22 protein-coding genes are annotated in these 25,027 nt (G+C 57.0%); 7 read left to right on the top strand and 15 right to left on the bottom strand.

Annotation, left to right across the window (positions count from 1 at the left end; translation table 11 throughout):
* Nucleotides 1-226 precede the first annotated feature (226 nt).
* Nucleotides 227-1,549 carry an MFS transporter gene (locus tag LQ945_RS12435; RefSeq protein ID WP_182825532.1) on the top strand — a complete coding sequence of 441 codons (1,323 nt, stop codon included), beginning with the start codon at nt 227-229 and terminating at the stop codon, nt 1,547-1,549.
* A 107-nt stretch (nt 1,550-1,656) separates the two neighbouring features.
* A complete protein-coding gene (locus LQ945_RS12440; protein ID WP_044548798.1) occupies nt 1,657-2,415 on the top strand; it encodes a CDP-diacylglycerol diphosphatase in 759 nt (252 codons plus the stop codon).
* Between the two features lie 29 nt (nt 2,416-2,444).
* Here LQ945_RS12440 and LQ945_RS12445 read toward each other — a convergent pair whose 3' ends face one another.
* Complete coding sequence (locus tag LQ945_RS12445; protein ID WP_044548797.1) at nt 2,445-4,478, bottom strand: AsmA family protein; 2,034 nt, start codon at nt 4,476-4,478, stop codon at nt 2,445-2,447.
* A 99-nt stretch (nt 4,479-4,577) separates the two neighbouring features.
* On the bottom strand, nt 4,578-5,363 hold the full coding sequence (gene pdeH, locus LQ945_RS12450; RefSeq protein WP_081835834.1) for a cyclic-guanylate-specific phosphodiesterase: 786 nt from the start codon (nt 5,361-5,363) through the stop codon (nt 4,578-4,580).
* 147 nt (nt 5,364-5,510) lie between these two features.
* Here pdeH and LQ945_RS12455 point away from each other — a divergent pair, with 147 nt between their 5' ends.
* Together LQ945_RS12455 and LQ945_RS12460 are read left to right on the top strand one after the other, a co-directional pair.
* Complete coding sequence (locus LQ945_RS12455; RefSeq protein ID WP_020837477.1) at nt 5,511-5,714, top strand: 2-hydroxymuconate tautomerase family protein; 204 nt, start codon at nt 5,511-5,513, stop codon at nt 5,712-5,714.
* Between the two features lie 165 nt (nt 5,715-5,879).
* The gene (locus LQ945_RS12460) at nt 5,880-6,812 is read left to right on the top strand and encodes a sugar kinase (protein WP_270100887.1); all 933 of its coding nucleotides are present in this window, start codon (nt 5,880-5,882) and stop codon (nt 6,810-6,812) included.
* 158 nt (nt 6,813-6,970) lie between these two features.
* On the opposite strand, the gene ilvC is transcribed toward LQ945_RS12460, so the two are convergent.
* Complete coding sequence (ilvC, locus tag LQ945_RS12465; protein ID WP_126485974.1) at nt 6,971-8,446, bottom strand: ketol-acid reductoisomerase; 1,476 nt, start codon at nt 8,444-8,446, stop codon at nt 6,971-6,973.
* Between the two features lie 168 nt (nt 8,447-8,614).
* Here ilvC and ilvY point away from each other — a divergent pair, with 168 nt between their 5' ends.
* Entirely contained in the window at nt 8,615-9,514 is a 900-nt protein-coding gene (gene ilvY, locus LQ945_RS12470; protein ID WP_269936249.1) for an HTH-type transcriptional activator IlvY, read from the top strand.
* Nucleotides 9,515-9,622: 108 nt separating this feature from the next.
* Here the strand turns inward: ilvY and LQ945_RS12475 are convergent, their stop codons facing one another.
* The 8 genes from LQ945_RS12475 to LQ945_RS12510 form a co-directional block, all read right to left on the bottom strand.
* Nucleotides 9,623-10,324 (bottom strand): DUF2461 domain-containing protein, encoded by a 702-nt coding sequence (locus LQ945_RS12475; protein WP_269936250.1) that lies wholly within the window; start codon nt 10,322-10,324, stop codon nt 9,623-9,625.
* 21 nt (nt 10,325-10,345) lie between these two features.
* Nucleotides 10,346-11,890, bottom strand: a complete 1,545-nt coding sequence (ilvA, locus tag LQ945_RS12480) for a threonine ammonia-lyase, biosynthetic (protein WP_262242641.1) — start codon at nt 11,888-11,890, stop codon at nt 10,346-10,348.
* A gap of 5 nt (nt 11,891-11,895) precedes the next feature.
* Complete coding sequence (ilvD, locus tag LQ945_RS12485; protein WP_182825526.1) at nt 11,896-13,746, bottom strand: dihydroxy-acid dehydratase; 1,851 nt, start codon at nt 13,744-13,746, stop codon at nt 11,896-11,898.
* Between the two features lie 96 nt (nt 13,747-13,842).
* On the bottom strand, nt 13,843-14,769 hold the full coding sequence (gene ilvE, locus LQ945_RS12490; RefSeq protein WP_020837487.1) for a branched-chain-amino-acid transaminase: 927 nt from the start codon (nt 14,767-14,769) through the stop codon (nt 13,843-13,845).
* 22 nt (nt 14,770-14,791) lie between these two features.
* The gene (gene ilvM, locus LQ945_RS12495) at nt 14,792-15,049 is read right to left on the bottom strand and encodes an acetolactate synthase 2 small subunit (protein WP_020837489.1); all 258 of its coding nucleotides are present in this window, start codon (nt 15,047-15,049) and stop codon (nt 14,792-14,794) included.
* The gene (gene ilvG, locus LQ945_RS12500) at nt 15,046-16,692 is read right to left on the bottom strand and encodes an acetolactate synthase 2 catalytic subunit (RefSeq protein ID WP_270100888.1); all 1,647 of its coding nucleotides are present in this window, start codon (nt 16,690-16,692) and stop codon (nt 15,046-15,048) included. The genes ilvM and ilvG overlap by 4 nt, the downstream gene beginning before the upstream one ends.
* 142 nt (nt 16,693-16,834) lie before the next feature.
* Nucleotides 16,835-16,933 carry an ilv operon leader peptide gene (gene ilvL / locus LQ945_RS12505; protein ID WP_015962288.1) on the bottom strand — a complete coding sequence of 33 codons (99 nt, stop codon included), beginning with the start codon at nt 16,931-16,933 and terminating at the stop codon, nt 16,835-16,837.
* A gap of 133 nt (nt 16,934-17,066) precedes the next feature.
* On the bottom strand, nt 17,067-18,299 hold the full coding sequence (locus LQ945_RS12510; RefSeq protein WP_270100889.1) for an MFS transporter: 1,233 nt from the start codon (nt 18,297-18,299) through the stop codon (nt 17,067-17,069).
* 341 nt (nt 18,300-18,640) lie between these two features.
* On the opposite strand from LQ945_RS12510, the gene LQ945_RS12515 reads away from it, so the two are divergent.
* The gene (locus LQ945_RS12515; protein WP_270100890.1) at nt 18,641-20,164 is read left to right on the top strand and encodes a YifB family Mg chelatase-like AAA ATPase; all 1,524 of its coding nucleotides are present in this window, start codon (nt 18,641-18,643) and stop codon (nt 20,162-20,164) included.
* Nucleotides 20,165-20,191: 27 nt separating this feature from the next.
* On the opposite strand, the gene LQ945_RS12520 is transcribed toward LQ945_RS12515, so the two are convergent.
* Entirely contained in the window at nt 20,192-20,530 is a 339-nt protein-coding gene (locus LQ945_RS12520; RefSeq protein WP_270100891.1) for a DUF413 domain-containing protein, read from the bottom strand.
* A gap of 119 nt (nt 20,531-20,649) precedes the next feature.
* On the opposite strand from LQ945_RS12520, the gene hdfR reads away from it, so the two are divergent.
* Nucleotides 20,650-21,477 (top strand): HTH-type transcriptional regulator HdfR, encoded by an 828-nt coding sequence (gene hdfR / locus LQ945_RS12525; protein ID WP_269936253.1) that lies wholly within the window; start codon nt 20,650-20,652, stop codon nt 21,475-21,477.
* Nucleotides 21,478-21,481: 4 nt separating this feature from the next.
* Here hdfR and yjfF read toward each other — a convergent pair whose 3' ends face one another.
* The 3 genes from yjfF to LQ945_RS12540 are packed head-to-tail and all read right to left on the bottom strand — an operon-like array spanning nt 21,482 to nt 25,004.
* Nucleotides 21,482-22,474, bottom strand: a complete 993-nt coding sequence (yjfF, locus tag LQ945_RS12530; protein WP_270100892.1) for a galactofuranose ABC transporter, permease protein YjfF — start codon at nt 22,472-22,474, stop codon at nt 21,482-21,484.
* The gene (ytfT, locus tag LQ945_RS12535; protein WP_269936255.1) at nt 22,471-23,472 is read right to left on the bottom strand and encodes a galactofuranose ABC transporter, ATP-binding protein YtfT; all 1,002 of its coding nucleotides are present in this window, start codon (nt 23,470-23,472) and stop codon (nt 22,471-22,473) included. Before ytfT ends, yjfF begins: the two co-directional genes overlap by 4 nt.
* Before the next feature lie 17 nt (nt 23,473-23,489).
* Entirely contained in the window at nt 23,490-25,004 is a 1,515-nt protein-coding gene (locus tag LQ945_RS12540; RefSeq protein WP_270100893.1) for a sugar ABC transporter ATP-binding protein, read from the bottom strand.
* Between the last annotated feature and the right edge of the window lie 23 nt (nt 25,005-25,027).

A 25,027-nucleotide genomic window follows, 5' to 3' on the forward strand; every position in this document is an offset into this window, starting at 1 on the left:
CAAAACCAGCATAACAAACTACAGGCTAACTTTTCTTTTCGCCTTTTGCAGATGTTCAGTCTGCAAATCATTCATTTGGCAACGTTAAAATCTATGCAGAAACGCAGCGATGAAACATTAAGCTTTTTAACCGGTTAATCACCGCATTGTACAAAGTTTCATCATTGAAAAGGCATTTTGCTATGACTAAGATGGATTTTTACAAATTCAAAATATAAGAAATATTATGCAAGCCTCCATCGCACCAACTCTGGACGCCGACGACGCGTCAACACCGGTTAACTCACGCGGAAAAGTGATTGTCGCCTCGCTGGTCGGGACCGCTATCGAGTTTTTCGATTTTTACATTTACGCCACCGCTGCGGTGATCGTTTTCCCGCATATCTTCTTCCCACAGGGCGATCCCACCACCGCCACGCTGCAGTCGCTGGCCACTTTCGCCGTCGCTTTCATTGCGCGCCCAATTGGTTCGGCGCTGTTCGGCCACTTCGGCGATCGCGTAGGGCGTAAGGTGACCCTGGTCGCCTCGCTGCTCACTATGGGGATTTCCACCGTGCTGATCGGCCTGCTGCCAAGCTACGAAACCATTGGCATCTTCGCGCCAATCCTGCTGGCGCTGGCGCGCTTCGGTCAGGGTCTGGGCCTGGGTGGGGAATGGGGCGGCGCCGCCTTGCTGGCCACCGAGAATGCCCCGGCCAGAAAACGGGCACTGTACGGTTCCTTCCCGCAGTTGGGCGCCCCTATCGGCTTCTTCTTCGCTAACGGTACCTTCCTGCTGCTCTCCTGGCTACTGACGGACCAGCAGTTTATGGAATGGGGCTGGCGCGTGCCGTTTATTCTGTCCGCCGCACTGGTGCTGATCGGGCTGTACGTGCGAGTGTCACTGCATGAAACACCGGTATTCGCCAAGGTGGCAAAAGCCGGCAAGCAGGTGAAAATTCCGCTCGGCACCCTGCTCAGCAAGCACCTGAAAGTGACCATCCTCGGCACCTTCATCATGCTGGCGACCTATACGCTGTTCTACCTGATGACGGTGTACTCGATGACCTACGGCACCACGCCGCAGCCGCTGGGGTTAGGCTACTCGCGCAACAGCTTCCTGTGGATGCTGATGGTGGCTGTAATTGGCTTTGGCGTTATGGTACCGATTGCCGGTCTGCTGGCTGACGCCTTTGGCCGTCGCAAGACCATGATTGTCATTACGCTGCTGATGATCGCCTTCGCCTTCCTGTTCCCGAGCATGCTGGGCTCCGGCAACCAGGCGCTGGTGATGGGCTTCCTGCTGTGCGGCCTGAGCATCATGGGGCTGACCTTCGGCCCGATGGGCGCGCTGCTACCGGAGCTGTTCCCGACGGAGGTTCGCTATACCGGCGCCTCCTTCTCCTATAACGTCGCGTCAATTCTCGGGGCTGCGGTAGCGCCTTATATCGCCACCTGGCTGGCAACGCACTACGGTCTGTTCTATGTCGGTCTGTACCTGGCGGCCATGGCCAGCCTGACGCTGATCGCCCTGCTGCTGATGAAAGAGACCCGAGACAAGTCGCTGTAACCCTCTTACGCGGCCCCCATCAGGCGGGCCGCACTTCCCGTATTGTCTCCGGTCATAAAATCGGACTATGCTGAACGCTTCCCCTTTGACAGAAATGGAAATCAATAATGTCTCTGCGCCGCAGACTGTTTTGGTACGTTGTGCCATTGGTGGTGATCGCCATTGCGCTGGCTGCCTGGTTCTGGCTAAATCCCTCCAATTCAAACGCGCTATGGCGTATCGTCAGCCAGCAGTGCCTGCCCAACCAGCAAGCGCATAACAACCCTTCCCCCTGTGCGCAGGTCGACCCACAGGCCGGTTTTGTAGTGTTTAAGGATCGCAACGGGCCACTGCAGTATTTGCTGATGCCAACCGCCAAAATCACCGGCATTGAAAGCCCGCAGGTGCTGGAAGCCGCCACCCCAAACTTCTTTGAGCAAGCCTGGGCAGCGCGGCATTTTATGGCGGATAAATACGGGAAAGAGATTGATGACGCCGATATTTCGCTGGCGATTAACTCGGAATATGGCCGAACGCAGAATCAGTTGCATATTCATATTTCCTGCCTGTTACCGGCGGTAAAAACGCAGTTGGCACAGTACGCGACGGATTACAGTGAACGCTGGGAGCCCCTGCCTGGCGGCTTGTTGGGGCACGACTACCTGGTACGTAAGGTCACCGCCAAGGATCTAAATAAACAGGGGGCTTTCCGCCTGCTGGCGGAAGGAGTGCCACGAGCCGAGGGCCGTATGGGCAGTTTCGGCCTGGCGATGACCGCATTGCCGGGCGGTGATTTCCTGCTGCTGGCCACCGAACGCAGTTTGCTGCCGTTTACCCTCGCCTCGGCGGAAGAAATTCAGGATCACGACTGCCGGGTTCTGCAATAAAAATGGCCCGCAGTGCGGGCCATTAGCCGTCATTTTTTCTTCTTCATCTGCTGCAGAATTTGGCCGCACTGGTTTTCCTCACCGCCTTCGCTTGGCGAAACCAGCGCCAACAGCGCCGCTGCCGGCGTCAGCACCACGCCCAGCGCCACTGCCGCGGCACCGCGCGCAATCAACGGGCCGGCCTTCACCCCAGCGTCCGGATGCGCGAAGGTGCCTTTCACATACAGCGGCGAACGCAGCGTCAGCACGCGCATCCCCTTACTTTCCGGATCGATGGACAGATCCAGCCGCTCCGTGGCCAGATTGGTATTGCCGCTGATATTGATAATCGCGTTCTCGGTATCGAACACAAACAGCCGCGGTGCCGCCACACCGGTGCTAATCCCGATGTCCGCTGCCGCACAGTTAATGCCCACGACGTCGTCACCAAACAGCTGCGCCACCAGATAGTTACCGACGTTTAACCCAAGAATTTCCATCAGGCTACGGCTGATAACCCCATTGTTAATCACCATCCGCAGATCGCCGCTGCTGGTCGCCAGCAAGTCCGCCACCGAGTTGCCACTGCCGGTGAGTTTGGCATCGCCATTCAGCTGCCCGAGGCTACGTTTCATCGATCCCACGTTCGGCAGCAACTGTTTGAGCTGGAATTTCCGTGCATGCATATCCACCCGGCCCTGCATCGGATTTTTGCTGCCGTCGAGGCGCAGGGTGGCGTTGAGGTTACCACCCGCCACGCCGAACCGCAGCGGGTCCATCAGGATGGCACCGTTGTTCAACTGCAGATGGGTATAGAGATCGCTCAGCGGCAGCGAGCTGCCGTGCTCAATGCGCTTGGCGGTGAATTTGACGTCCGCATCCATCACCTTCCAGCTTTGGGTTTCAAACTTTTCTACCGGCAGCACCTTGCCGGCCGGCTGGCGGCTTTTTTCGCCGCGTCCGGCTTTTTCGGTGTTGGAGTCCGCGCCAATCAACGGTGCCAGATCGGCGAAGCGCAGCTGCTTCGACAGCACCTCCCCCTTCAGCTTCGGCCGGGGTTTGCTGGCAACATAGGTCAAATCACCGTGAATATCGCTGTCGCCGATTTTGCCGTCGAATTTTTGGTACTGGAATACGGCTCCGCCTTTCTCGTGCAGGCGGGCAATCAGGTGACCATCGGTAGAATAAGGTGGGGTATTCGGCAGCAGCACGCCGGTGAGGCCATACAGGTTCCCCAGACTGTCACCGGAGAATTTAAGCTGCAGATCCAACCCGCCGAGGTTCATCGGGTCAGACAGCGTACCTGCCACCACCACGCGGGTAGAGCCGGAACGCACATCTGCCTGCAGCGGGAATGGCGAGTCGGCACTTTGTAACGACAGCATACCGCCGATCTTGCCGCTGCCCACCAGCGGCTCACCGTTATAGGTGCCCTTCACCTTCCAACCGAAAACATAGTCAGGCGTGATGGCTTTGCTGGCGTCTTTTTTGCCCGTCACTTCGCTGAACGGCAAAGGTTTGCCGAGCGGATCAATCTCAGCGCGGAAATCCGCCTTCAGCGTGGCGTCTTTAAAAGCAATCTGACCCTTATCGAAAACGATGTCATTAACGTTCACCGTCCAGTCGGATGGGGGTTGATTGGGATCGCCGGCCAGGTTAAAGGTCCAGTTATTCTCGCCATTGGCCAGGCGCTGCAGGTTGGCGTTCGGCTGCTTCAGCCAAATGCGCGGGATCAGCACCTCTTTGCCCAACAACGCCAGTGGTGAGATGCTGGCTTCGACGCGCTGCAACTGAACCATGCTGTCGCCCGGGATATTTTCCGGGTTACCCAGCACGATATCTTCGGCATGAATACGCGGCCATGGCACCCAGGCACGCCAGCCGCCGTCATCTTTGTCGCGCGTCCAGGCCACGCCCAAGTCGCCACGGATGGCAAACGGGCGGTGCAGTTCGGCAGACACCTTGTCGTTAATGGTCGGTTTGAGGCGATTCCAGTCGAAGGCCAGCGCAAAGATCACCAACGCGACGATGACCAGCAGCACAATGCCGCCCACCCAAGTGAACGCTTTTCCTGTTTTTGTCATAACGGCTCCCTGAACGCGAAACTTGCCAACAATTGATAAGCAACTGTTATCAAGCCTAGCCGAGGATAGGCCAGAGTTCACGCTTTAGGGGGACGAGGATCAGGCAGTCGGCGCGGAAAATAATCTGGGCAAGGTTTGCAGGGTGTCGAAATGGGCCGGACGGGAAAGGTAGTACCCCTGCGCGGCCAGGGCACCAGAGCGCTGCACCAGCAGCCATTCCTGTTCGGTTTCCACCCCTTCTACGATCACCCCTTCGCTGTGCTGGTTCATTATTCTGACCAGCGTGGAGAGCAGTTGAATGCCATCCTCCGTCTGCTTAAGCAGGGTGAATAATTCACGCGCCACCTTGATGTATTGATAGCGCCAGGTGCTGACGGCGGAGAAATTCGCCAGCCCGCTGCCGAAGTCATCCAGCCACAGCCGCTCGGCGCCGGCAATCTGCTGCAACGGGCCGTTCAACGCCATTCCCGCATGCTCCACCAGCTCAAAGCGCAGATAAGGCATGCTGGCAATCTGTCGTTGCAACACATCATGCCGCTGCAACGCTTGCAGCGCGATACCGTCAATATTGACCGATACCATCAACGCGTGACGGGTCAACAGCGGCTGCCAGTGCTGGAGCAGAGTCAGCTGTTCCTGAATGATCTGCAGGCGTTTACGTACGTCAAGAGCGGCAAAATAGTGCTCCGGCGACAGCGGTTTGTCCGGCGCGGCAGGATGAGACACCGCCGTCAGCAGTTCGAGCGCCAGTAAAGTGCCGCAGGTGCGGTAGATCGGCTGAAAAGTATACTGACGCCGGCATTGCCGCCAAAAATGCTGTGCTTTTATATGGGTGCATACGGCAAGGAATGGCGCCAGCAGACCAGAAATCATCTTGGTTGTCATTGGAACTATCGCCATCGAAGGGACATGAAAACGTTCAGTCTGCGTGATTGCTTCCCTGGGTTTATCGGCAGCGGGCGATAAAACTTTAAGCGGCGGCAAAAGCCTTCTACAGTGAATAGCGATGTCAAAAAACCAAGGAAAAAAAACATGCCCTACGTAAATATCAAAATTACCCGTGAAGGCGCGACAGCGGAACAAAAGAAACAGCTGATCGCCGGCGTGACGCAACTGCTGGTGGATACGCTGGGGAAGAATCCGGCCACCACCGTGGTCGTCATCGATGAAGTAGAAACCGACAACTGGGGTATCGGCGGCAAATGCGTCACCGAGCTGCGTGCCGCCGCTAAATAACGGCGGATTCTTGTCTGCAGATCGGGAAATTTTTCAGTTTCCCGATCGTCGTCATAATTAAATTAAAACGTTGTTTTATTTTCGTTGACTCCCTCGCCCCTTGCCTTGAGACTGAATAGGTTTCGCTTCCATTCACCTTCTTCTTTCAGCCAGGGCTCGTTGACTATGACCACCCAGAATCTTGCCGTGATCGGCGAATGCATGATTGAACTGTCGCAAAAAGGCGCGGACCTTAGCCGCGGCTTTGGCGGCGATACGCTAAATACCGCCGTTTATGTTGCCCGCCAGGTGGCAGAAAGCACGCTGCAGGTGCATTACGTCACCGCGCTCGGCACTGACAGTTTCAGCGAGGAAATGCTGCACGCCTGGCAACGGGAGAAGGTCAATACGCGCCTGGTTCAACGGTTGGAAAACAAGCTGCCGGGCCTGTATGTGATCGAAACCGATGATGCCGGCGAACGCACTTTCTATTACTGGCGCAACGACGCCGCAGCCCGCTACTGGCTGGCCGGCCCGCAGGCGGAGAACCTGTGCCAACAGTTGGCCCATTTCGATTATTTATACCTTAGCGGCATCAGCGTAGCGATCCTCGACGCGGACAGCCGCATCAAGCTGCTGGCCTTGCTGCGACAATGCCGCGCCAACGGTGGCAAGGTCATTTTCGATAACAACTATCGCCCCCGCCTGTGGCAAAACCGGGAGGAAACGCAGCAGGCGTATCGCGAGGTGCTGGCCTGCACCGATATCGCGTTCCTGACGCTGGATGACGAAGATTTGCTGTGGGGCAAACAGCCGGTGGAACAGGTGGTGCGCCGCACGCAGCAGCTGGGCGTGACGGAAATTGTGATCAAACGCGGGGCAGAGGCCTGCCTGGTGTTCAGCGCTGAAGGCACCGAATTTGAAGTCCCGGCGGTACAGCTGCCGAAAGAAAAGGTGGTGGATACTACCGCGGCCGGGGACTCTTTCAGCGCGGGTTACCTGGCGGTACGCTTAACCGGCGGCGATGCCGTGCAGGCGGCGCAACGCGGTCACCTCACCGCCAGCACGGTGATCCAGCATCGTGGCGCCATTATCCCACTTGCGGCCATGCCGCAATGAATCCTGTTCCGTAGAAATGCGAAAGGCCAGCAATAATGCTGGCCTTTTTATTGGGCTCGAAAACCCAGCTCTGAACGGGCGCAGCATGCAGCGCCCCTACAATTTCATACACTGACATGGCAGGGGGCAAACATATTCGACCCGATTAGCAGGGGTATTTAGCCCGCAACCGCGATACGTTTCATATCCGTCATATAACCACGCAGCTTACGGCCAACGGATTCGATTGGGTGATTACGCACTGCTTCGTTCACGTCACGCAGTTGCGCGTTATCTACGGAAGTCCCGGCCACGGATTTGCCCAGATCACCCGCCTGCAGGGTAGTCATGAACTCTTTCAGCAATGGCACTGCCGCATTGGCAAACAGGTAGTTGCCGTACTCGGCGGTATCAGAGATAACCACGTTCATTTCGTACAGACGCTTACGCGCAATGGTGTTGGCGATCAGCGGCAGTTCGTGCAGCGATTCGTAGTAAGCAGATTCTTCGATGATACCTGCGTCAACCATGGTTTCAAACGCCAGCTCAACACCGGCTTTCACCATTGCCACCATCAGTACACCGTGGTCAAAGTATTCCTGCTCGCTGATTTTGCCTTCGAACTGCGGCGCGTTTTCGAACGCCGATTTTCCGGTCTCTTCACGCCAGTTCAGCAGCTTCACGTCGTCTTCTGCCCAGTCGGCCATCATGCCGCTGGAGAAGGCGCCGGAGATGATGTCGTCCATGTGTTTCTGGAACAGCGGCGCCATGATCTCTTTCAGTTGCTCGGACAGCGCATAAGCACGCAGTTTAGCCGGGTTGGACAGACGGTCCATCATCAGGGTGATACCGCCCTGCTTCAGCGCTTCGGTGATGGTTTCCCAACCGAACTGGATCAGTTTTTCTGCGTAAGCCGGCTCGGTGCCTTCAGCAACCAATTTGTCGAAGCACAGCAGTGAACCCGCCTGCAGCATGCCACACAAAATGGTCTGCTCGCCCATCAGGTCAGACTTCACTTCGGCGACGAAGGAAGACTCCAGAACGCCGGCGCGATGGCCGCCCGTCGCAGCAGCCCAAGCCTTGGCAATCGCCATGCCTTCGCCTTTAGGGTCGTTTTCCGGGTGAACCGCAATCAGGGTCGGTACGCCGAAACCACGTTTGTATTCTTCACGCACTTCGGTACCCGGACATTTTGGCGCAACCATCACCACGGTAATGTCTTTACGTACTTGCTCACCCACTTCTACGATGTTGAAACCGTGAGAGTAGCCCAGCGCCGCGCCGTCTTTCATCAGCGGCTGTACGGCACGCACTACCGAGGTGTGCTGCTTGTCCGGCGTCAGGTTAACCACCAGGTCGGCCTGCGGGATCAAGTCTTCGTAAGTCCCTACTTTGAAGCCGTTTTCGGTCGCTTTACGCCATGAAGGGCGCTTTTCGTCGATAGCTTCTTTACGCAGGGCATAAGCCACATCCAGCCCCGAGTCACGCATGTTCAAGCCTTGGTTCAGACCCTGCGCGCCACAGCCGACAATCACCACTTTTTTGCCTTTCAGGTAGCCGGCTTCATCAGCGAATTCGTCACGTGCCATAAAACGGCATTTACCCAATTGCGCCAACTGCTGACGCAGGTTCAATGTGTTGAAATAGTTAGCCATGGTGGTACTCCAGTTAGATGTTGTGTCTTGCATGTTATTTTCATTCCCCGCCTGTCTGTGCGGAGATTCGTTAAACTCAATGTATAACAGGAAACGCGTTGCTTAAATTGATATATTACGAATGTGATATTGCAATTTATGCAACACTCTTGCTGCGAGCGTACTGATATGGATTTGCGTGATTTAAAGCTGTTCCTTCATCTGGCCGAAAGCCACCACTTTGGCCGCACCGCCAAGGCGATGCACGTCAGTCCGTCGACGCTTTCCCGCCAGATCCAACGGCTGGAAGAGATCCTCGGGCAGCCGCTGTTTTTACGCGATAACCGCACCGTGCAGCTCACCGATGCCGGCGAGCAGCTAAAAGACTTTGCCCAGCAGACGCTGTTGCAATACCAGCAGCTGAAGCATTCTCTCGGCCAGCACGGCCCTTCGCTGAGCGGCGAGCTGCGGCTGTTCTGCTCGGTCACCGCCGCCTACAGCCACCTGCCGCCGATCCTGGACCGCTTCCGCGCGCAACATCCGCTGGTAGAAATTAAACTCACCACCGGTGACGCTGCCGACGCCGTCGATAAAGTTCAGTCCAACGAAGCCGATCTGGGCATTGCCGGCCGGCCCGAAACCCTGCCCACCAGCGTAGCCTTCACCAAAATCGGCGAGATCCCGCTGGTATTGATCGCCCCGGCGCTGCCCTGCGCCGTGCGTAGTCAGGCATTTGCCGAGCAGCCCGACTGGGCCAATATTCCGTTTATCCTGCCGGAGCATGGCCCGTCGCGAAAACGCATCGAGCTGTGGTTCCGTCGCCAGCGCATCGCCAATCCGCTGATTTACGCCACCGTCGGCGGCCACGAGGCGATTGTTTCCATGGTGGCACTGGGCTGCGGTATCGCACTGATCCCCGGCGTGGTGGTGGACAACAGCCCGGAACCGGTACGTAACCGCATCTCACAGTTAGAAAATATCTCTATGGTCGAGCCGTTCGAACTGGGCGTTTGCGTGCAGAAAAAACGCCTCAACGATCCGCTGATCGACGCTTTCTGGCGCTTGTTATTAACGGTCAAAAATCCTTAAAACGAAACCATTGCTTTCAAACATGATCATTTGCAATGCCGAGATAAAAATACCCTATGGATTTCATGTTGCAGCCAACAACGCTGCAACTTGAAAGACGACGGGTAGTTAGAGATCGGCTGGATCGACTTGTTTCATCGCCTCCACCTGCATCAACCAATGGTAAAGCGGCTCCAACTGCTGGAAAGCTTGCGCCAGCGTCTGCGTCAGCCCGGCGTTGAATAACCTCTCCACCTGGCTGTCGGTGGCCATCACCGCAAAAGATTTGCGGTTGTACCAGGTGGCAATGTCTGCCGCCTGCTCTTTAACCAGCGGGCGTTTGTAGCTTTCTCCCACCAGCTCGAACGGCGGCTGACAACAGGCCGCGACCTCGAGAAAAGGCTGCGGCCGGCGTTGCAACGTATGGCGAAACAGATCCATGGTTTGCTTGTTGGCACTGTAATAACCCAGCCCGTAGCGCCACATGTCCGGCCCCAGTTCGAAGAAATAAACCGGGGCGTCCTGCCAGTCTTTGCTCGGCCGTTTGAACGTCAGCCACATGCGGCTGCGATAACGTGATTTATCGTGAGAAAAACGCGTATCGCGATGAATGCGCGACAGCGTTTTACCTATCGCCGGGCGGGTTTCAAACTGCGGATCGAGCGCCAGCATCGTCGGGGCAAGCTCAGCCACCAGCGAGCGGAACGGCGTCAGCAGCTCACGATCGTAAACGCCGCGGTTGCCCTCAAACCATTCCTTGTCGTTCTCGATCCGCACCTGCTGAAGAAAATTCAGGCCCTGCTGGCTAAAGCCGTTAAATTTATCCGTCATGCGCCGTCCTTGTCGGTGCCCTTAGCCCTGCAAAAAGAAGCGGAACGCCGGGTTATCGGTTTCATCGTGGCAGTCGTAGCCCAGCGCCTGCAAATGCTGCTCAAACTCAGGTTCGGTCTGCGACAGCTCAAAGCCGGCCAACACGCGGCCAAAGTCGGTGCCGTGGCTGCGGTAATGGAACAGCGAGATATTCCAGTGAGTGCCCAGGGTTTGCAGGAACTTCAGCAGCGCGCCCGGCGACTCAGGAAACTCGAAGCTGTATAACCGCTCGCGCAGGGGTTTCGAAGGACGCCCACCCACCATGTAGCGCACGTGCAGTTTGGCCATTTCATCATCGGACAGATCCACCACCTGATAACCGTCGGCGTTCAGTTCATCGATGATTTCCAGACGTTCGGCATGGCCACGCGTCAGGCGGACGCCGACGAAGATACAGGCGTTGTCCGCATCGGCGTAACGGTAGTTGAACTCGGTCACCGACCGACCGCCCAGCAGTTGGCAAAACTTCAGGAAGCTGCCCTTCCGCTCAGGAATGGTCACTGCCAGCAGGGCCTCGCGTTGTTCGCCCAATTCGCAGCGTTCCGATACATAACGCAAGCCGTGGAAGTTCAGATTGGCACCGGACAGCACGTGCGCCAGGCGCTCGCCCTGGATGTTGTGCTGCTGAACGTATTTCTTCAGCCCGGCCAATGCCAACGCGCCGGAGGGTTCGGCAATGGCACGTACGTCTTCAAACAAATCTTTGACCGCCGCGCAGATAGCATCGCTGTCGACGGTGATGACGTCGTCCAGATATTCCCGGCACAGGCGGAAGGTTTCGTCACCGATGCGCTTCACCGCCACGCCTTCGGCAAACAGCCCGACGCGCGCCAAATCCACCGGCTGCCCCGCATCCAGTGCCGCGCGCAGGCAGGCGGAGTCTTCCGCCTCTACGCCGATCACTTTGATCTGCGGCATCAGCTGTTTGATTAACACCGCCACGCCGGCCGCCAGACCGCCGCCGCCCACCGGGACGAACACCCGGTCGAGATGCGCGTCCTGTTGCAGCAGCTCCATCGCCAACGTGCCCTGCCCGGCGATCACCGTTGGGTGATCGAACGGCGGAACGAAGGTCATGCCCTGCTTGTGCGAGAGCTCAATCGCCCTGGCCTTGGCTTCATCAAAGTTGGCGCCGTGCAACAGTACTTCGCCGCCGAAACCGCGTACCGCATCCACTTTGATGTCTGCGGTGGACACCGGCATGACGATCAGCGTTTTGATCCCCAGACGTTTACCGGAGTAGGCCACGCCCTGCGCATGGTTGCCGGCCGAAGCCGTTACCACGCCGCGCGCTTTCTGCTCTTCGTTCAGGCTGGCGATCATGGCATAGGCCCCGCGCAGCTTGAAGCTGTGCACCGGCTGACGATCTTCGCGCTTCACCAGAATGGTGTTGCCGAGGCGCGAAGAAATTTTGCTCATGGCCTGCAACGGGGTGACCTGAGCCACCTCGTACACCGGCGAGCGGAGCACCGCTCGCAAATACTCCGCGCCACAGGGGGCGTCGGGTAGGGGTTGCGATACCGCCATGATGCTTAGCCTCCCAGCTTGCTCTTGTCGCGTACGGCACCTTTGTCGGCGCTGGTCGCCAACATGGCATAGGCACGCAGCGCCAAGGAAACCTGACGCTCGCGATTTTTCGGTGTCCAGGCGCGATCGCCTCGCGCCAGCTCAACTTCGCGGCGAGCCGCCAGTTCACTGTCCGAAACGTCCAGCACCATGCTGCGTTTTGGAATATCGATGTCGATCATGTCGCCATCTTCGATCAGTGCAATCAGGCCGCCGCTGCCCGCTTCCGGGGAAACGTGGCCGATAGACAGGCCCGAAGTGCCGCCGGAAAAACGCCCGTCGGTGATCAACGCACAGGCTTTTCCCAGGCCCATGGATTTCAGGTAGGTGGTGGGATACAGCATTTCCTGCATGCCCGGCCCGCCTTTCGGCCCTTCGTAGCGGATCACCACCACGTCACCGGCAACCACTTTGCCGCCGAGGATAGCTTCCACCGCCGAGTCCTGGCTTTCGTACACTTTGGCCGGGCCGCGGAAAATCAGGTTGTCTTTGTCGACGCCGGCGGTTTTCACGATGCTGCCGTCCTGCGCCATGTTGCCGTACAGCACGGCCAGGCCGCCATCCTGGCTGAACGCATTTTCCAGCGAGCGGATACAGCCCTCTGCGCGATCATCGTCCAGCGTATCCCAGCGGCAGTCCTGCGAGAACGCCTGGGTGGTACGAATACCCGCCGGGCCGGCGCGGAACATTTTTTTCACCGCCTCATCCTTGGTCAGCATAATGTCATACTGCTCCAGCGTCTGCGGCAGGGTCAGGCCCAGTATGTTGTTCACATCGCGGTTCAACAGGCCTGCGCGATCCAGCTCACCGAGGATGGCCAGTACGCCACCGGCACGGTGCACGTCTTCCATATGGTATTTCGGGGTACTTGGCGCCACTTTACACAGGTGCGGCACCTTGCGTGACAGGCGGTCGATATCTTCCATGGTGAAATCAATTTCGCCCTCCTGCGCCGCAGCCAGCAGGTGCAGCACGGTGTTGGTCGAGCCGCCCATGGCGATGTCCAGCGTCATGGCGTTTTCAAACGCCGCCTTGTTGGCGATGCTGCGCGGCAGTGCACTTTCATCGTCCTGTTCGTAATAACGTTTGGTCAGGGCAACGATGCGTTTGCCGGCGTTGAGGAACAGATCCTTACGGTCGGCATGGGTCGCCAGCAGCGAGCCGTTGCCCGGCTGCGACAGGCCCAGCGCTTCGGTCAGGCAGTTCATCGAGTTGGCGGTGAACATACCGGAACAGGAGCCGCAGGTCGGGCAGGCGGAGCGTTCGATTTGTTCGCTGTCGGCGTCGCTGACGTTCGGGTTAGCCCCCTGGATCATTGCGTCAACCAGATCCAGCTTGATGATTTGATTGGAGAGCTTGGTCTTGCCGGCCTCCATCGGGCCGCCGGAAACGAAAATCACCGGAATGTTCAGGCGCAATGACGCCATCAGCATGCCCGGGGTGATTTTGTCGCAGTTGGAAATGCACACCATCGCGTCCGCGCAGTGGGCATTCACCATGTATTCAACCGAGTCGGCGATCAGTTCGCGTGACGGCAGGGAATAGAGCATGCCGCCGTGGCCCATGGCGATACCGTCATCCACCGCAATGGTGTTGAACTCTTTGGCAACGCCGCCTGAGGCTTCGATCTGTTCTGCAACCAGCTTGCCCAAATCACGCAGATGCACATGGCCCGGAACGAACTGGGTAAATGAGTTGACCACCGCAATAATGGGTTTGCCAAAATCGTCGTCGGTCATTCCGGTCGCGCGCCATAATGCGCGGGCACCCGCCATGTTGCGGCCGTGGGTGGTGGTGGCGGAACGGTACTTAGGCATGCTCTTCACTCCAAATGTATTTATTACAGGCGGCGAACGAACCGCCTGGATATTCTTGTCTGTCTGTCGTTTTACCCTAACAGGTAACGTCGTTATTTATGGATTTACCGGATCCAGCCAGCCGTATTTGTCTTCGGTCTTGCCGGTAAACAGGCCAAAGAACGCCTGTTGAATTTGTTTGGTCACCGGGCCGCATTTGCCAATGCCGACCTGGATGCCGTCGACGCTGCGCACCGGGGTGATTTCCGCCGCGGTGCCGGACATGAACACTTCGTCGGCCAGGTATAGCGACTCGCGGGACAGCACCTGCTCACGCACTTCGAAGCCCATGTCTTTCGCCAGCTTGATGATGGCGTCGCGGGTAATGCCCGGCAGTGCGGAAGAGGTGAACGGCGGGGTGAACAACACGCCGTCTTTCACTTCAAACAGGTTCTCGCCCGCCCCTTCGGAAATATAGCCGTGCACGTCGAGCGCAATCCCTTCCTGATAACCGTGGCGGCGCGCTTCGCTGCCCACCAGCAGGGAGGAAAGGTAGTTACCGCCGGCTTTGGCCGCGGTTGGGATGGTATTTGGCGCCACCCGGTGCCAGGACGAAACCATCGCATCGATGCCTTGCTCCAGCGCCTCTTCACCCAGGTACGCGCCCCAAGGAAACGCCGCGATAATCACGTCTGTCTTGTATCCGGCCGGCGGGTTAACCCCCATGCCGACGTCCCCCACAAACACCAGCGGACGAATATAAGCGCTGACCAGGTTGTTTTTACGCAGCGTAGCGCGGCAGGCTTCCATCAGCTCATCAACGCTTTGCGATACCGGCATGCGGTAGATTTTTGCCGAGTCGTGCAGGCGTTGCATATGCTCGCGGTGACGGAACACCACCGGGCCTTTATGCGAGTCATAGCAACGAACGCCTTCAAACACCGAAGTGCCGTAGTGCAGCGCATGCGACATCACGTGCACTTTGGCGTCAGCCCAGGGAACCATCTCACCATTGAACCAAATGTAATCGGCTTTCTTCGTCATTATTCTTTATCCTTCTCACGCATCAGGCGCTTATTTGTTGTGATGTTTGCTGTTGGATCTCAACGCAGGAGACGTCCATCAGTTTGCTCAACTGAGATGACAGTAGATCCACCGGACGCTGGCTGGCAACGGTCAATTCAATATTAATCTTGTCGGTATTTGATGCCGAAACCATATTCATAGCACAAACCTGAAAGCCGCGGTGACGCACGACGCGCAATACGCGCTCTAACATTTCAGGGCGAAAACGGGCCTGGATCGAGAGTTGATGCTGCATCATGAGATTTTCTCCAACATGGTTTCGTTACCGGCACCCGGCGGCACCAGCGGCCAGACGTTTTCGAGTTCATCGATCGACACGTGCAGCAGGTATGGCCCTTCGCTGTTGAATAAGGCGTCGAGCGCGTCTGCTACCTGGTCTTTACGGGTGATACGCTGGCCGGGAATGCCAAAGGCGTTGGCCAACATCAGGAAATCGGGGTTATCGGAGAGGTTGGTTTCGCTGTAACGCCCGTCAAAAAACAGCTGTTGCCACTGGCGAACCATGCCTAAACGCTGGTTATCCAGTAATACGATTTTCAGCGGCAGCTGTTTGCGTTTTATGGTGCCCAGTTCCTGTACGTTCATCATGAAGGAACCGTCGCCCGATACGCAGATCACCGTATCCTCAGGGCGCGCCATCTGGGCGCCAACCGCGGCCGGCACGCCGAACCCCATCGTGCCCAAACCGCTGGAGGTGATGAAATTCTCCGGGCGCTCGAAGGTCATGTGCTGCGCACTCCACATCTGGTGCTGGCCCACGTCGGTGGTCACCACGCTGTTGGCCGGCTTGCGCTCGGACAGCTGTTTCAACAACAGCGGCGCGTAGATCGGCTGGCCCGGATGATCATAACGCCAGGTGTGGGTTTCCTTCAGCTCAGCCACCCGCTGCTGCCAGGCGGCAATCTTCAGCGGCTGCTGCAACGCCGGCAGCAAGGCCTTCAAATCGCCCTCCAGCGCAACGTGCGCCTGGCGCAATTTGCTCATTTCCGCCGGATCGATATCCATGTGGATCACCTTGGCATGCGGCGCGAAAGCATTCAGTTTCCCGGTCACGCGGTCGTCGAAACGCGCGCCGACAGCGATCAGCAGATCGCACTCCTGCACCGCCAGGTTGCCACCCTTGGTGCCGTGCATGCCCAACATACCGAGGTAATACGGGTGAGCAGCATCCGCCGCACCCAACCCTTTTAGCGTGACAACGTTGGGCATTTGAGTCACCGCGATAAACTCACGCAGCGCTGGTACCGCCTGTGCCATGCCTACGCCGCCGCCGATGTACAACATCGGTTTGTGCGCCTGTGCCAGCAACTCAGCGGCCTGCGCTACCTCTGCTGCCGGGTAGTGTAATTCTTCGACGACCGGCACCAGGTGCGGATGCAGCTCGCCGTGGGCCAGTTGGATGTCTTTCGGGATGTCGATCAGCACCGGACCAGGGCGGCCGCTACAGGCGATGGCAAAGGCTTCCGCCATGATGCCCGGCAGCGCGTCCAGTGATTCCACCAGGAAGCTGTGTTTGGTGCAGGCCAGAGACAGGCCGAGAACATCGATCTCCTGAAAGGCATCGGTGCCAATCAGCGCGGAACCCACCTGGCCGGTGATGGCCACTAACGGAACCGAATCCAGCAGCGCATCGGCCAGGCCGGTGATCAAATTGGTGGCTCCGGGGCCAGAGGTGGCGATACAAACGCCGACTTTGCCGGTTGCGCGGGCATAACCAATGGCAGCCATTGCGGCGCCTTGTTCGTGGCGGCACAGTAGGTGTTCCACCCCACCGTCATACAATGCATCGTAGACTGGCATGATTGCGCCACCTGGATAGCCGAATACCTTATCAACTCCCTGCGCACGCAATGCTTGTACTACCCACTGAGCCCCGTTCATAGTTATTTCCCCGCCTTACTTCGACAACTGCAGGATTTTGTTCTGTTATTCATATTCTTATCCTCGCTTCACTTTTCTCTTGCCAATAAAAAACCCCCGGACCTTTCGGTGCGGGGGTTCTCTTGCGATTCCGGCTTGTTTTCTAAGCCATTCTTCGTCCAAGTGCAGCCCCGCACGGTGGGATAATAATCACCACCACGCTAATCACGACTAGGCTAATCACTTGGGCAAAGGCTTTCATAATGGGTTTGTTCACTGTGCTCGTTTCGAACTAATACCTACAGAGGTACCATAGTCCCGCGCGGCATGACAACACTTTTTTTGCGTTATTATTCGGCGCAATCTGGTCATACCTCGTGCAAAATGTCCGGTATTCAAACGTTAGCCTGCACGCCTGAAGACTTCACGGCACCCGAGATCGCTTTACCGCGCGTGTCCTTCCCAAAGAACACCAACAACGCAATCACGATTGCTACCGTACCGGCGATAATCGCCATTGCCAGCCCGTAATTATGGCCGTTATGTTCCGCTATCGTCGCCTGCAGCGTGGCGTTGACCGAGGCAATCAGATTACCCAATTGATAAACAAACCCCGGCAGTACCGCGCGGGTATTGGCCGGCACCAATTCGGTAAGGTAAGTCGGCACCACGCCCCAGGCGCCCTGTACCATGAACTGCATCAGGAATGCGCCAATCCCCAGCATCAGCGAGCCGCTGGAAAACGCCCACAGCGGGATCACCGGCAACGCCAGCAAGGCGGCAATGATGATCGCCTTCTTACGGCCGATTTTTTCCGACAGCGCTCCAAAGAAAACGCCACCGATAATTGATGCGATATTGTAGCTAATGGCAATGATACTGACGGTTTTAGGGTCGAAACCGTGCTGAACTTTCAAAAACACCGGATACATATCCTGAGTGCCGTGCGAGAAGAAATTGAACGCCGCCATCAGCAATACCAGGTAGCCGCACAGTTTCCAATGGCTCTTCAGCACCGGCAGCAATGCGCTGCTTTCCTTGCGTTCTCGGGCTGCCAGCCACACCGGCGACTCCTGCACGCAGTAGTAAATAAACGGCAGCAATAAAATGGGTGCCGCGCCGATCACGAACATGCCGCGCCAACCGATAATTTCAAACAGCAGGCCATACACTACCGCCGCCAACAGGTAACCAAAGGGGTAGCCGGCCTGGAAAATCCCCGACATCAGGCCACGCGAACGATCGGGGATGGTTTCCATCGCCAGCGATGAGGCCACGCCCCAGATCCCGCCCATCGCTACGCCGTACAACACCCGCAGCAGCAGGAATACCGTCAACGAGGGTGCCGCCGCGGACAGCAGTTCAAACACCGAGAAGAACACGATATTCAGCATCAAAATCGGTTTGCGGCCATATTTTTCCGCCGCACGGCCAAAGATCAGCGCGCCGATCGGGCGTACCGCCAGCGTCAGCAGGATCGCCAGCGTGACCTCCTCCATGCCGACATGGAAAGATTGCGCGATATCGCTGAGCAGAAAGACCAGCACGAAGAAATCGAAAGCATCAAGCGTCCAGCTTGAAAAGCTGGCGATGGCTGCATTGCGTTGCAGCGGTGTCCAACCAAACATAATGTTATCCCTACCGTAGAGTACGAAGTCATGAGGTTTAGCGGCTGCCGCGGCAGAATGCAGCGGCGGTCGGATTTTGTTAATTAAGTGATTTTTATTTTAATCAATTGTTAAATACACCCATTTCCCCCTCGCCTGCAATATGGTTAGCCTGCTAATGTGTTGCAGCGTTCGCGTAATTGTTAAGGGGTATTGCCGCCCTTTGCGAAGCCCTGCACAAAAAACAGCTATCTATCTGAAACCAATTATTTTAATCGCGGCTTATCGCGCAAATATTCCAAGGGCCAAGCGCGACGACGCAACACATCCCGCATCATGTTGCCTTCAGTAAGGAGAGCAATATGTCACTGGCAGTGATCTATACCCGGGCCACGCTGGGCGTTCAGGCCCCTTCGGTTACGGTGGAAGTGCATATCAGTAATGGATTGCCCGGCCTGACAATGGTCGGCCTGCCGGAAACCACGGTAAAAGAGGCGCGCGATCGGGTGCGCAGCGCCTTGATCAATAACGGTTTCACTTTTCCCGCACGGCGTATTACCGTCAATCTGGCACCGGCCGATCTGCCCAAGGAAGGCGGTCGCTATGATCTCCCTATTGCGCTGGCTATCCTGGCGGCTTCCGAACAGCTGCCGGCCGATAAGTTGGCTCGCTATGAGTTTCTTGGCGAACTGGCATTATCTGGCACCCTACGTGGCGTCAGCGGAGCCATCCCCGCCGCGCTGGCCGCTATGGAGTCAGGACGGCAATTGGTTTTGGCGGCCGCCAATGGGCCGGAGGTGGGGCTAATTACGCAGAGCAAAACCCTGGTGGCGGACCACCTGTTGGAGGTGTGCGCCTTTGTGTTGGGTAAAGAAGATTTACCGGTAGCCCATGCGCCGCCGGCAATGAACAACTCGCCAGAACCGGCCGATCTGCAGGATATTCTGGGCCAGGAACAGGCAAAGCGAGCGCTGGAAATCGCTGCGGCCGGCGGCCACAACCTGCTGCTGGTTGGCCCGCCAGGCACCGGGAAAACCATGTTGGCCAGCCGCCTGAATGGTCTTCTCCCGCCGCTGACCGATCGGGAAGCACTGGAAAGCATCGCGGTAGCCAGCCTGCTGCATCATGCTGCGCAAGCGCTACCGTGGCGACAACGGCCGTTTCGCGCACCGCACCATAGCGCCTCGATGGCTGCCCTGGTCGGCGGTGGTTCGCTGCCGAGGCCGGGTGAAATTTCCATGGCACACAACGGTGTCCTGTTTCTGGATGAACTGCCCGAATTCGAAAGACGGGTACTGGATGCGCTGCGCGAACCGCTGGAGTCCGGCGAGATCGTGGTTTCACGCGCCAGCGCCAAAGTCTGCTTTCCGGCACGGGTACAGCTGATCGCCGCCATGAACCCCAGCCCTACCGGGCATTATCAGGGCATGCATAACCGCGCATCGCCACAGCAGGTCCTTCGCTATCTTGGGCGGCTTTCAGGGCCCTTTCTCGATCGCTTCGATCTCTCGATTGAAGTGCCACTGTTACCGCCAGGCTTGCTTAGCAAAAAGCGCATTGCCGGTGAAAACAGCACTCAGGTAAGGGGGCGAGTGCTGTTGGCGCGCGAAAGGCAGCTCAGCCGAGCGGGAAAGATTAATGCCCTGTTGAATAATCATGAGGTCGAACGGGATTGTCGACTTAACGCTGCGGACGCGGATTTTCTTGAAACGACGTTAAACAGGTTGGGATTATCGGTTCGCGCCTGGCAGCGGATCCTGAAAGTGGCCCGCACGCTGGCGGATTTGGCGGGAGATCGGGATATTGATAAGCGCCACTTGAGTGAAGCGCTTGGCTACCGCAGTATGGATCGCCTGCTGCTGCAGCTGCATCGCAGCCTGGAATAATAATGGGGCCCAAAGGCCCCATTAAAATCAATCCTCGCTGTCGGTGTAATCTTCCACCGTATCAGCCTGCGGCTTACCGCCGGACAGGGTATGGAATTTTTTCGGGCGACGTGTGCGCGCCAGATATTTAGCCCATACTTTTTCCTGCTCGGTAACCGGTTCGCGCTCACCGTGGCACACTGCGACGAACAACTGTTCTTCTTCAGTGGCCGGCTGGCGTTTACCCATATCCAGCTCGTTGAACGCATACCCGAAACGCTCTAGCAATTGCGCTTCTTTAATGGTGAAATCGCCGTGACGGGAGAACCCGCGAGGGTAATGTTTATTATCAAAAAAACGATTGGTCGTGGTGAAGCTATCCGCCATCTGACACGCTCCTAATTCTCTCATGGCCGTGCTGTTTATGGCGCGGAGTATTAGATAGGCTTGACATTGTGTAAAACAAAACATTTAAATCTTAACGATAAAAATTACTGGAGATGGGTGTGGATACCGAATTACTGAAAACCTTTTTGGAGGTCAGTAGAACGCGTCACTTTGGCCGAGCCGCAGAATCCTTGTACTTAACGCAGTCTGCCGTCAGTTTCCGCATCCGCCAGTTAGAAAACCAATTGGGCGCGAATCTGTTCACCCGCCACCGCAACAATATCCGCCTGACGCCCGCTGGGGAGCGGCTTTTGCCCTATGCGGAGAGCCTGATGATGACCTGGCAATTGGCGAAAAAAGAGGTGGTGCGTTCACTGCAACATACCGAGTTATCCATCGGTGCCACGGCGTCATTGTGGGAGGCTTATTTGACCCCCTGGCTGCAGTCGCTCTATCAGCAACGTGAGGCATTGCAGCTGGAAGCCAGGGTGGCGCTACGGCACTCTTTGGTAAAACAGCTGCATGAAAGACAGCTCGATTTGCTCATCACCACCGAGCCGCCAAAGATGGATGAACTGGCCAGCCAGCTGTTGGGCAATTTCTCGTTGCGGCTGTTCTCTTCCACCCTGCGCGATCAACATGCGCCGATGCCCTATATCAAACTGGAGTGGGGGGCGGATTTCCATCAGCAGGAAAGCCGCATGCTGGAGAGCGACACTCTGCCGGTGCTCACCACCACCTCTGCGCACCTGACCCGGCAACTGCTGGAAACCACCGGTGGCTGCGCCTTCCTGCCCAGTCAGTGGGAGAAGGATTACCCGCAGTTGACCGCCATCGCCGAGATCCCGGCCATTATCCGCCCGCTGTACGCCGTCTGGTTGCAAAATAGTGACCAGCAGCCGCTGATCCGCCAACTGCTGAAAATACCTTTGAAAACCTCAGCATGAGGCGCTACAACGGCTTCAACCGAGGAGCCCGAGATTGGGTTCGCCTGCTGAGCCAAAACGCGCTTATCGCCTTCTGAAGGCCGATAAAGCAGAACAGCAGAATACCGATAACGATTTTTGTCCACCACGAACTGAGCGTGCCGTCGAAGGTGATGTAGCTCTGAATCAATCCCTGGATCAGCACGCCAAACAGCGTGCCCAAAACGGTGCCTACACCACCGGTCAACAAGGTGCCGCCAATCACGACGGCAGCAATGGCATCCAACTCCACGCCGCTGGCCGCCAACGCATAACCTGCCGAGGTATATAGCGAGAAAATGATCCCAGACAGTGCAGCCAGCGTGCTTGAGAGCATATAAATCAGTACGGTGATGCGTTGTACCGGTACGCCCATCAGTGCGGCAGAGATCCGATTACCGCCGATTGCGTAGACGTTATGCCCAAAGCGCGTACGGTGTGCCAGCACCATGCCGACCGCCACAACCAATAGCATCACCAGCGCCAACAATGTAAAACGCCCACCGCCCGGCAGTTTCCAGGCATAGTTTGCCAGCGTCACATACAGCGGATGATCGATGGGAATCGATTCCTCCGAAACAATAAAACTCATGCCCCGCACGAAGAACATTCCGGCCAGCGTGATAATAAACGCCGGTAGCTTCAGTACATCAATGATCCAGCCCATCAGCGCGCCAAACGACGCCCCCAGCAACAGCGCGATGATGAACGCATAACCCGGTGCAATGCCGTAAGTCCCGATCAACTTGGCCAGCAGCACCCCGGTGAAGGCGATCACCGAGCCGACAGACAGATCGATACCGCCGGAAAGGATCACAAACGTCATGCCGACCGCGACGATGCCCAGAAAGGCGTTGTCGGTCAGCAAATCGCACCACACCCGCGTTGAGGCAAAGCCGGGAAACTGCGTGAGACAAAAAGCGTAGCCCAGAAGGAACACCAGGAGGGTAATCAGCAGCGGAAGATTACGTTTGATCATGGTTTTCTTCTCCCAAGCAGGTGGCGCAGCGTGAAGCTTGGCGATTGCACCATCAATACCGCCAACACCACAATTGCCTTCAACACCAGGTTAAACTCAGGCCGATAGCCGGACAGCAGAATGCCAGTATTCATCCCCTGAATAATTAATGCCCCCACCACCGACAACAGCAGGTTAAAACGGCCGCCCAACAGTGAACCGCCGCCAATCACAACCGCCAGGATCGCATCCAATTCCAACCACAACCCGGCATTGTTGGCGTCAGCGCCACGGATATCCGCCGTGACGATAACGCCAGCAACGGCAGCGCACAGCCCGCAGATCACATACACCGCCATCACCACCCAGCCGGTGCTGACGCCGGCATTACGCGCGGAGCGCAGATTGATGCCAACAGCTTCGATAAACAGTCCCAATGCCGTTTTACGCGTTAACAGCCAGATCAACAGCAGCATGACCGCAGCAATGATCGCCGGCATCGGCAAATACATCAGCGCACCGCTGCCGAGCCACGCCAACCCCTCTCGCTCAAAGGTGACAATTTGCCCTTCGGTAATCAGTTGGGCAATGCCGCGCCCGGCCACCATCAGCATCAGCGTGGCAACAATCGGCTGTATCTGCAGCACCGCCACCAAAAACCCGTTCCACAGGCCGCACAGTGCGCCAACCGCCAGGGCGGCTGCCAGTACATAGCTCAGCGGATAACCGGCGCTGGTCAGCGTTGCCGCCGTGGCACCGGCTATCGCCATCACCGCCCCCACGGAAAGGTCGATACCACCGGTGGCGATCACCAACGTCATGCCCAATGCCAATAACGCGACCGGTGCGCCGCGATTAACAATGTCGATTACGCTGCCAAACAGTCGACCGTCCTGAATATGCAGGGAAAAGAAATTCGGGGCGACCAGGCTGTCGATCAGCAAAATCACCGCCAGCGCCCCCAGTTGCGTTGCTCCGGCAGGGATAACCCACCTGACTTTACGCGGCCCACTGGTCATGGAGAAACTCCTGAGGTTCATCCGGCCCCCTGTTGTGCGGCTATTACCTGCATGATCGCAGGCACCGTAATGGCGTTATGTTCGAGCTGCGCTACGTGTTTCCGATCTCGAAGCACAACGATGCGATCGGCATAACCCACCAGTTCCTCCAGTTCGGAGGAGATCACCAACAATGCCAGACCTTCGTCACAGAGTTTTTCGATCAAGCGAATGATTTCAGAATGTGCGCCAACGTCAATGCCGCGCGTTGGTTCATCCAGGATCAGAAAACGGGGTTTCGTCGCCAGCCAACGTGACAACAGCACCTTCTGCTGATTACCACCGGACAGATACTGGATTTGCTGTTCTGGCCCCGGAGTACGAATGCCCAACAGTTGGATATAGCTTTCAGTAATGCGGGTTTGCTCTTTCAGCGAGAGCGGCCTTAGCCAGCCGCGTTGAGCCTGCAGGGCCAAAATGATATTTTCCCGCACGGTCGCAGCACCGATGATCCCATCGGTCTTACGGTCTTCGGGGCAATACCCAAAGCCGAGGCTGGCGGCGTTACGTGGCGTCCGGATGTTCACCACACGCCCTTCGACTTTTACTCTGCCGTTATCGCGCGGTTTGATACCGAATATGAGCTGAGCCGTTTCGGTACGCCCCGATCCCAGCAGCCCGGCCAGCCCTACAATCTCACCCGGACGAATCTGTAGGTCGAAGGGCTCAACCATCCCGCGCCGCCCATAACCGCTGAATTCAACCAACGATGACGCCTCTGTGGGCGTATGCTCGCTGCGTTTCAGTAATGACTCATCAAAGGCATAGCCGAGCATCATCTGAACCAGTTCCATACGCGGTAAGTCGGCGGTGGCTTTCGTTCCCACTAACTTACCGTTGCGCAGTACGGTGATGCGATCGCTGATGCGATAAACCTGATCGAGGAAATGGGTAACAAAGATCATCCCCAATCCCTGGCTACGGAGCTGGCTGAGAATGTCCAGCAGCATGCTGACCTCTTTGGCATCCAGGCTGGCGGTCGGCTCATCAAGAATCAAGACTTTGGCGGACAGGTCGACGGCCCGCGCGATAGCGATAATCTGCTGGATAGCAATGGAGTAATTACCCAGCGGCTGGCTGACATCCAACTGTAGCCCATACCCCAGTAAAAGCTGCTGAGCCTGGCGCAGCAGCTTTTTTTGATCGATCAGGCCAAAGCGCGTGGGTTCTCGCCCGATGAACAGGTTGGCGGCCACCGAGATGTTCGCCAGCAAGTTAACTTCCTGATAAACCGTGCCAATACCCAGCGTCTGCGCCTGCGCGGTGCTCTGCGGGGCAATGGCGATGCCTTCCAGTAATACCTCGCCGGCGGAACGTTGATAAACCCCGGTCAACGCTTTGATCAGCGTAGATTTCCCCGCGCCATTTTCGCCCAGCAGCGCCATGATTTCTCCGCGCTGCAACGTGACATCAACCTGCTCCAGCGCTTTTACGCCAGGAAATTCAACGGATAATCCCTTAATCGTCAATAACGTCGTCTGAGAGTTAACCATCTGCTGTTCCGCCGGTGAGTAGA

The sequence above is a fragment of the Serratia liquefaciens genome (assembly GCF_027594825.1).
GTDB classification, from domain to species: domain Bacteria; phylum Pseudomonadota; class Gammaproteobacteria; order Enterobacterales; family Enterobacteriaceae; genus Serratia; species Serratia liquefaciens_A.

Bases quoted from the DNA above. Each gene is read 5' to 3' on its own strand.
- LQ945_RS12435 (WP_182825532.1), top strand. From the start codon at position 227: ATGCAAGCCTCCATCGCACCAACTCTGGACGCCGACGACGCGTCAACA.
- LQ945_RS12540 (WP_270100893.1), bottom strand. From the start codon at position 25,004: ATGGTTAACTCTCAGACGACGTTATTGACGATTAAGGGATTATCCGTT.
- ilvC (WP_126485974.1), bottom strand. From the start codon at position 8,446: ATGGCTAACTATTTCAACACATTGAACCTGCGTCAGCAGTTGGCGCAA.
- ilvA (WP_262242641.1), bottom strand. From the start codon at position 11,890: ATGGCGGTATCGCAACCCCTACCCGACGCCCCCTGTGGCGCGGAGTAT.
- LQ945_RS12510 (WP_270100889.1), bottom strand. From the start codon at position 18,299: ATGTTTGGTTGGACACCGCTGCAACGCAATGCAGCCATCGCCAGCTTT.
- ilvD (WP_182825526.1), bottom strand. From the start codon at position 13,746: ATGCCTAAGTACCGTTCCGCCACCACCACCCACGGCCGCAACATGGCG.
- ilvG (WP_270100888.1), bottom strand. From the start codon at position 16,692: ATGAACGGGGCTCAGTGGGTAGTACAAGCATTGCGTGCGCAGGGAGTT.
- ytfT (WP_269936255.1), bottom strand. From the start codon at position 23,472: ATGACCAGTGGGCCGCGTAAAGTCAGGTGGGTTATCCCTGCCGGAGCA.
- ilvE (WP_020837487.1), bottom strand. From the start codon at position 14,769: ATGACGAAGAAAGCCGATTACATTTGGTTCAATGGTGAGATGGTTCCC.
- LQ945_RS12440 (WP_044548798.1), top strand. From the start codon at position 1,657: ATGTCTCTGCGCCGCAGACTGTTTTGGTACGTTGTGCCATTGGTGGTG.
- LQ945_RS12515 (WP_270100890.1), top strand. From the start codon at position 18,641: ATGTCACTGGCAGTGATCTATACCCGGGCCACGCTGGGCGTTCAGGCC.
- LQ945_RS12475 (WP_269936250.1), bottom strand. From the start codon at position 10,324: ATGACGGATAAATTTAACGGCTTTAGCCAGCAGGGCCTGAATTTTCTT.
- LQ945_RS12460 (WP_270100887.1), top strand. From the start codon at position 5,880: ATGACCACCCAGAATCTTGCCGTGATCGGCGAATGCATGATTGAACTG.
- yjfF (WP_270100892.1), bottom strand. From the start codon at position 22,474: ATGATCAAACGTAATCTTCCGCTGCTGATTACCCTCCTGGTGTTCCTT.
- ilvL (WP_015962288.1), bottom strand. From the start codon at position 16,933: ATGAAAGCCTTTGCCCAAGTGATTAGCCTAGTCGTGATTAGCGTGGTG.
- LQ945_RS12455 (WP_020837477.1), top strand. From the start codon at position 5,511: ATGCCCTACGTAAATATCAAAATTACCCGTGAAGGCGCGACAGCGGAA.
- ilvY (WP_269936249.1), top strand. From the start codon at position 8,615: ATGGATTTGCGTGATTTAAAGCTGTTCCTTCATCTGGCCGAAAGCCAC.
- pdeH (WP_081835834.1), bottom strand. From the start codon at position 5,363: ATGACAACCAAGATGATTTCTGGTCTGCTGGCGCCATTCCTTGCCGTA.
- LQ945_RS12445 (WP_044548797.1), bottom strand. From the start codon at position 4,478: ATGACAAAAACAGGAAAAGCGTTCACTTGGGTGGGCGGCATTGTGCTG.
- LQ945_RS12520 (WP_270100891.1), bottom strand. From the start codon at position 20,530: ATGGCGGATAGCTTCACCACGACCAATCGTTTTTTTGATAATAAACAT.
- ilvM (WP_020837489.1), bottom strand. From the start codon at position 15,049: ATGATGCAGCATCAACTCTCGATCCAGGCCCGTTTTCGCCCTGAAATG.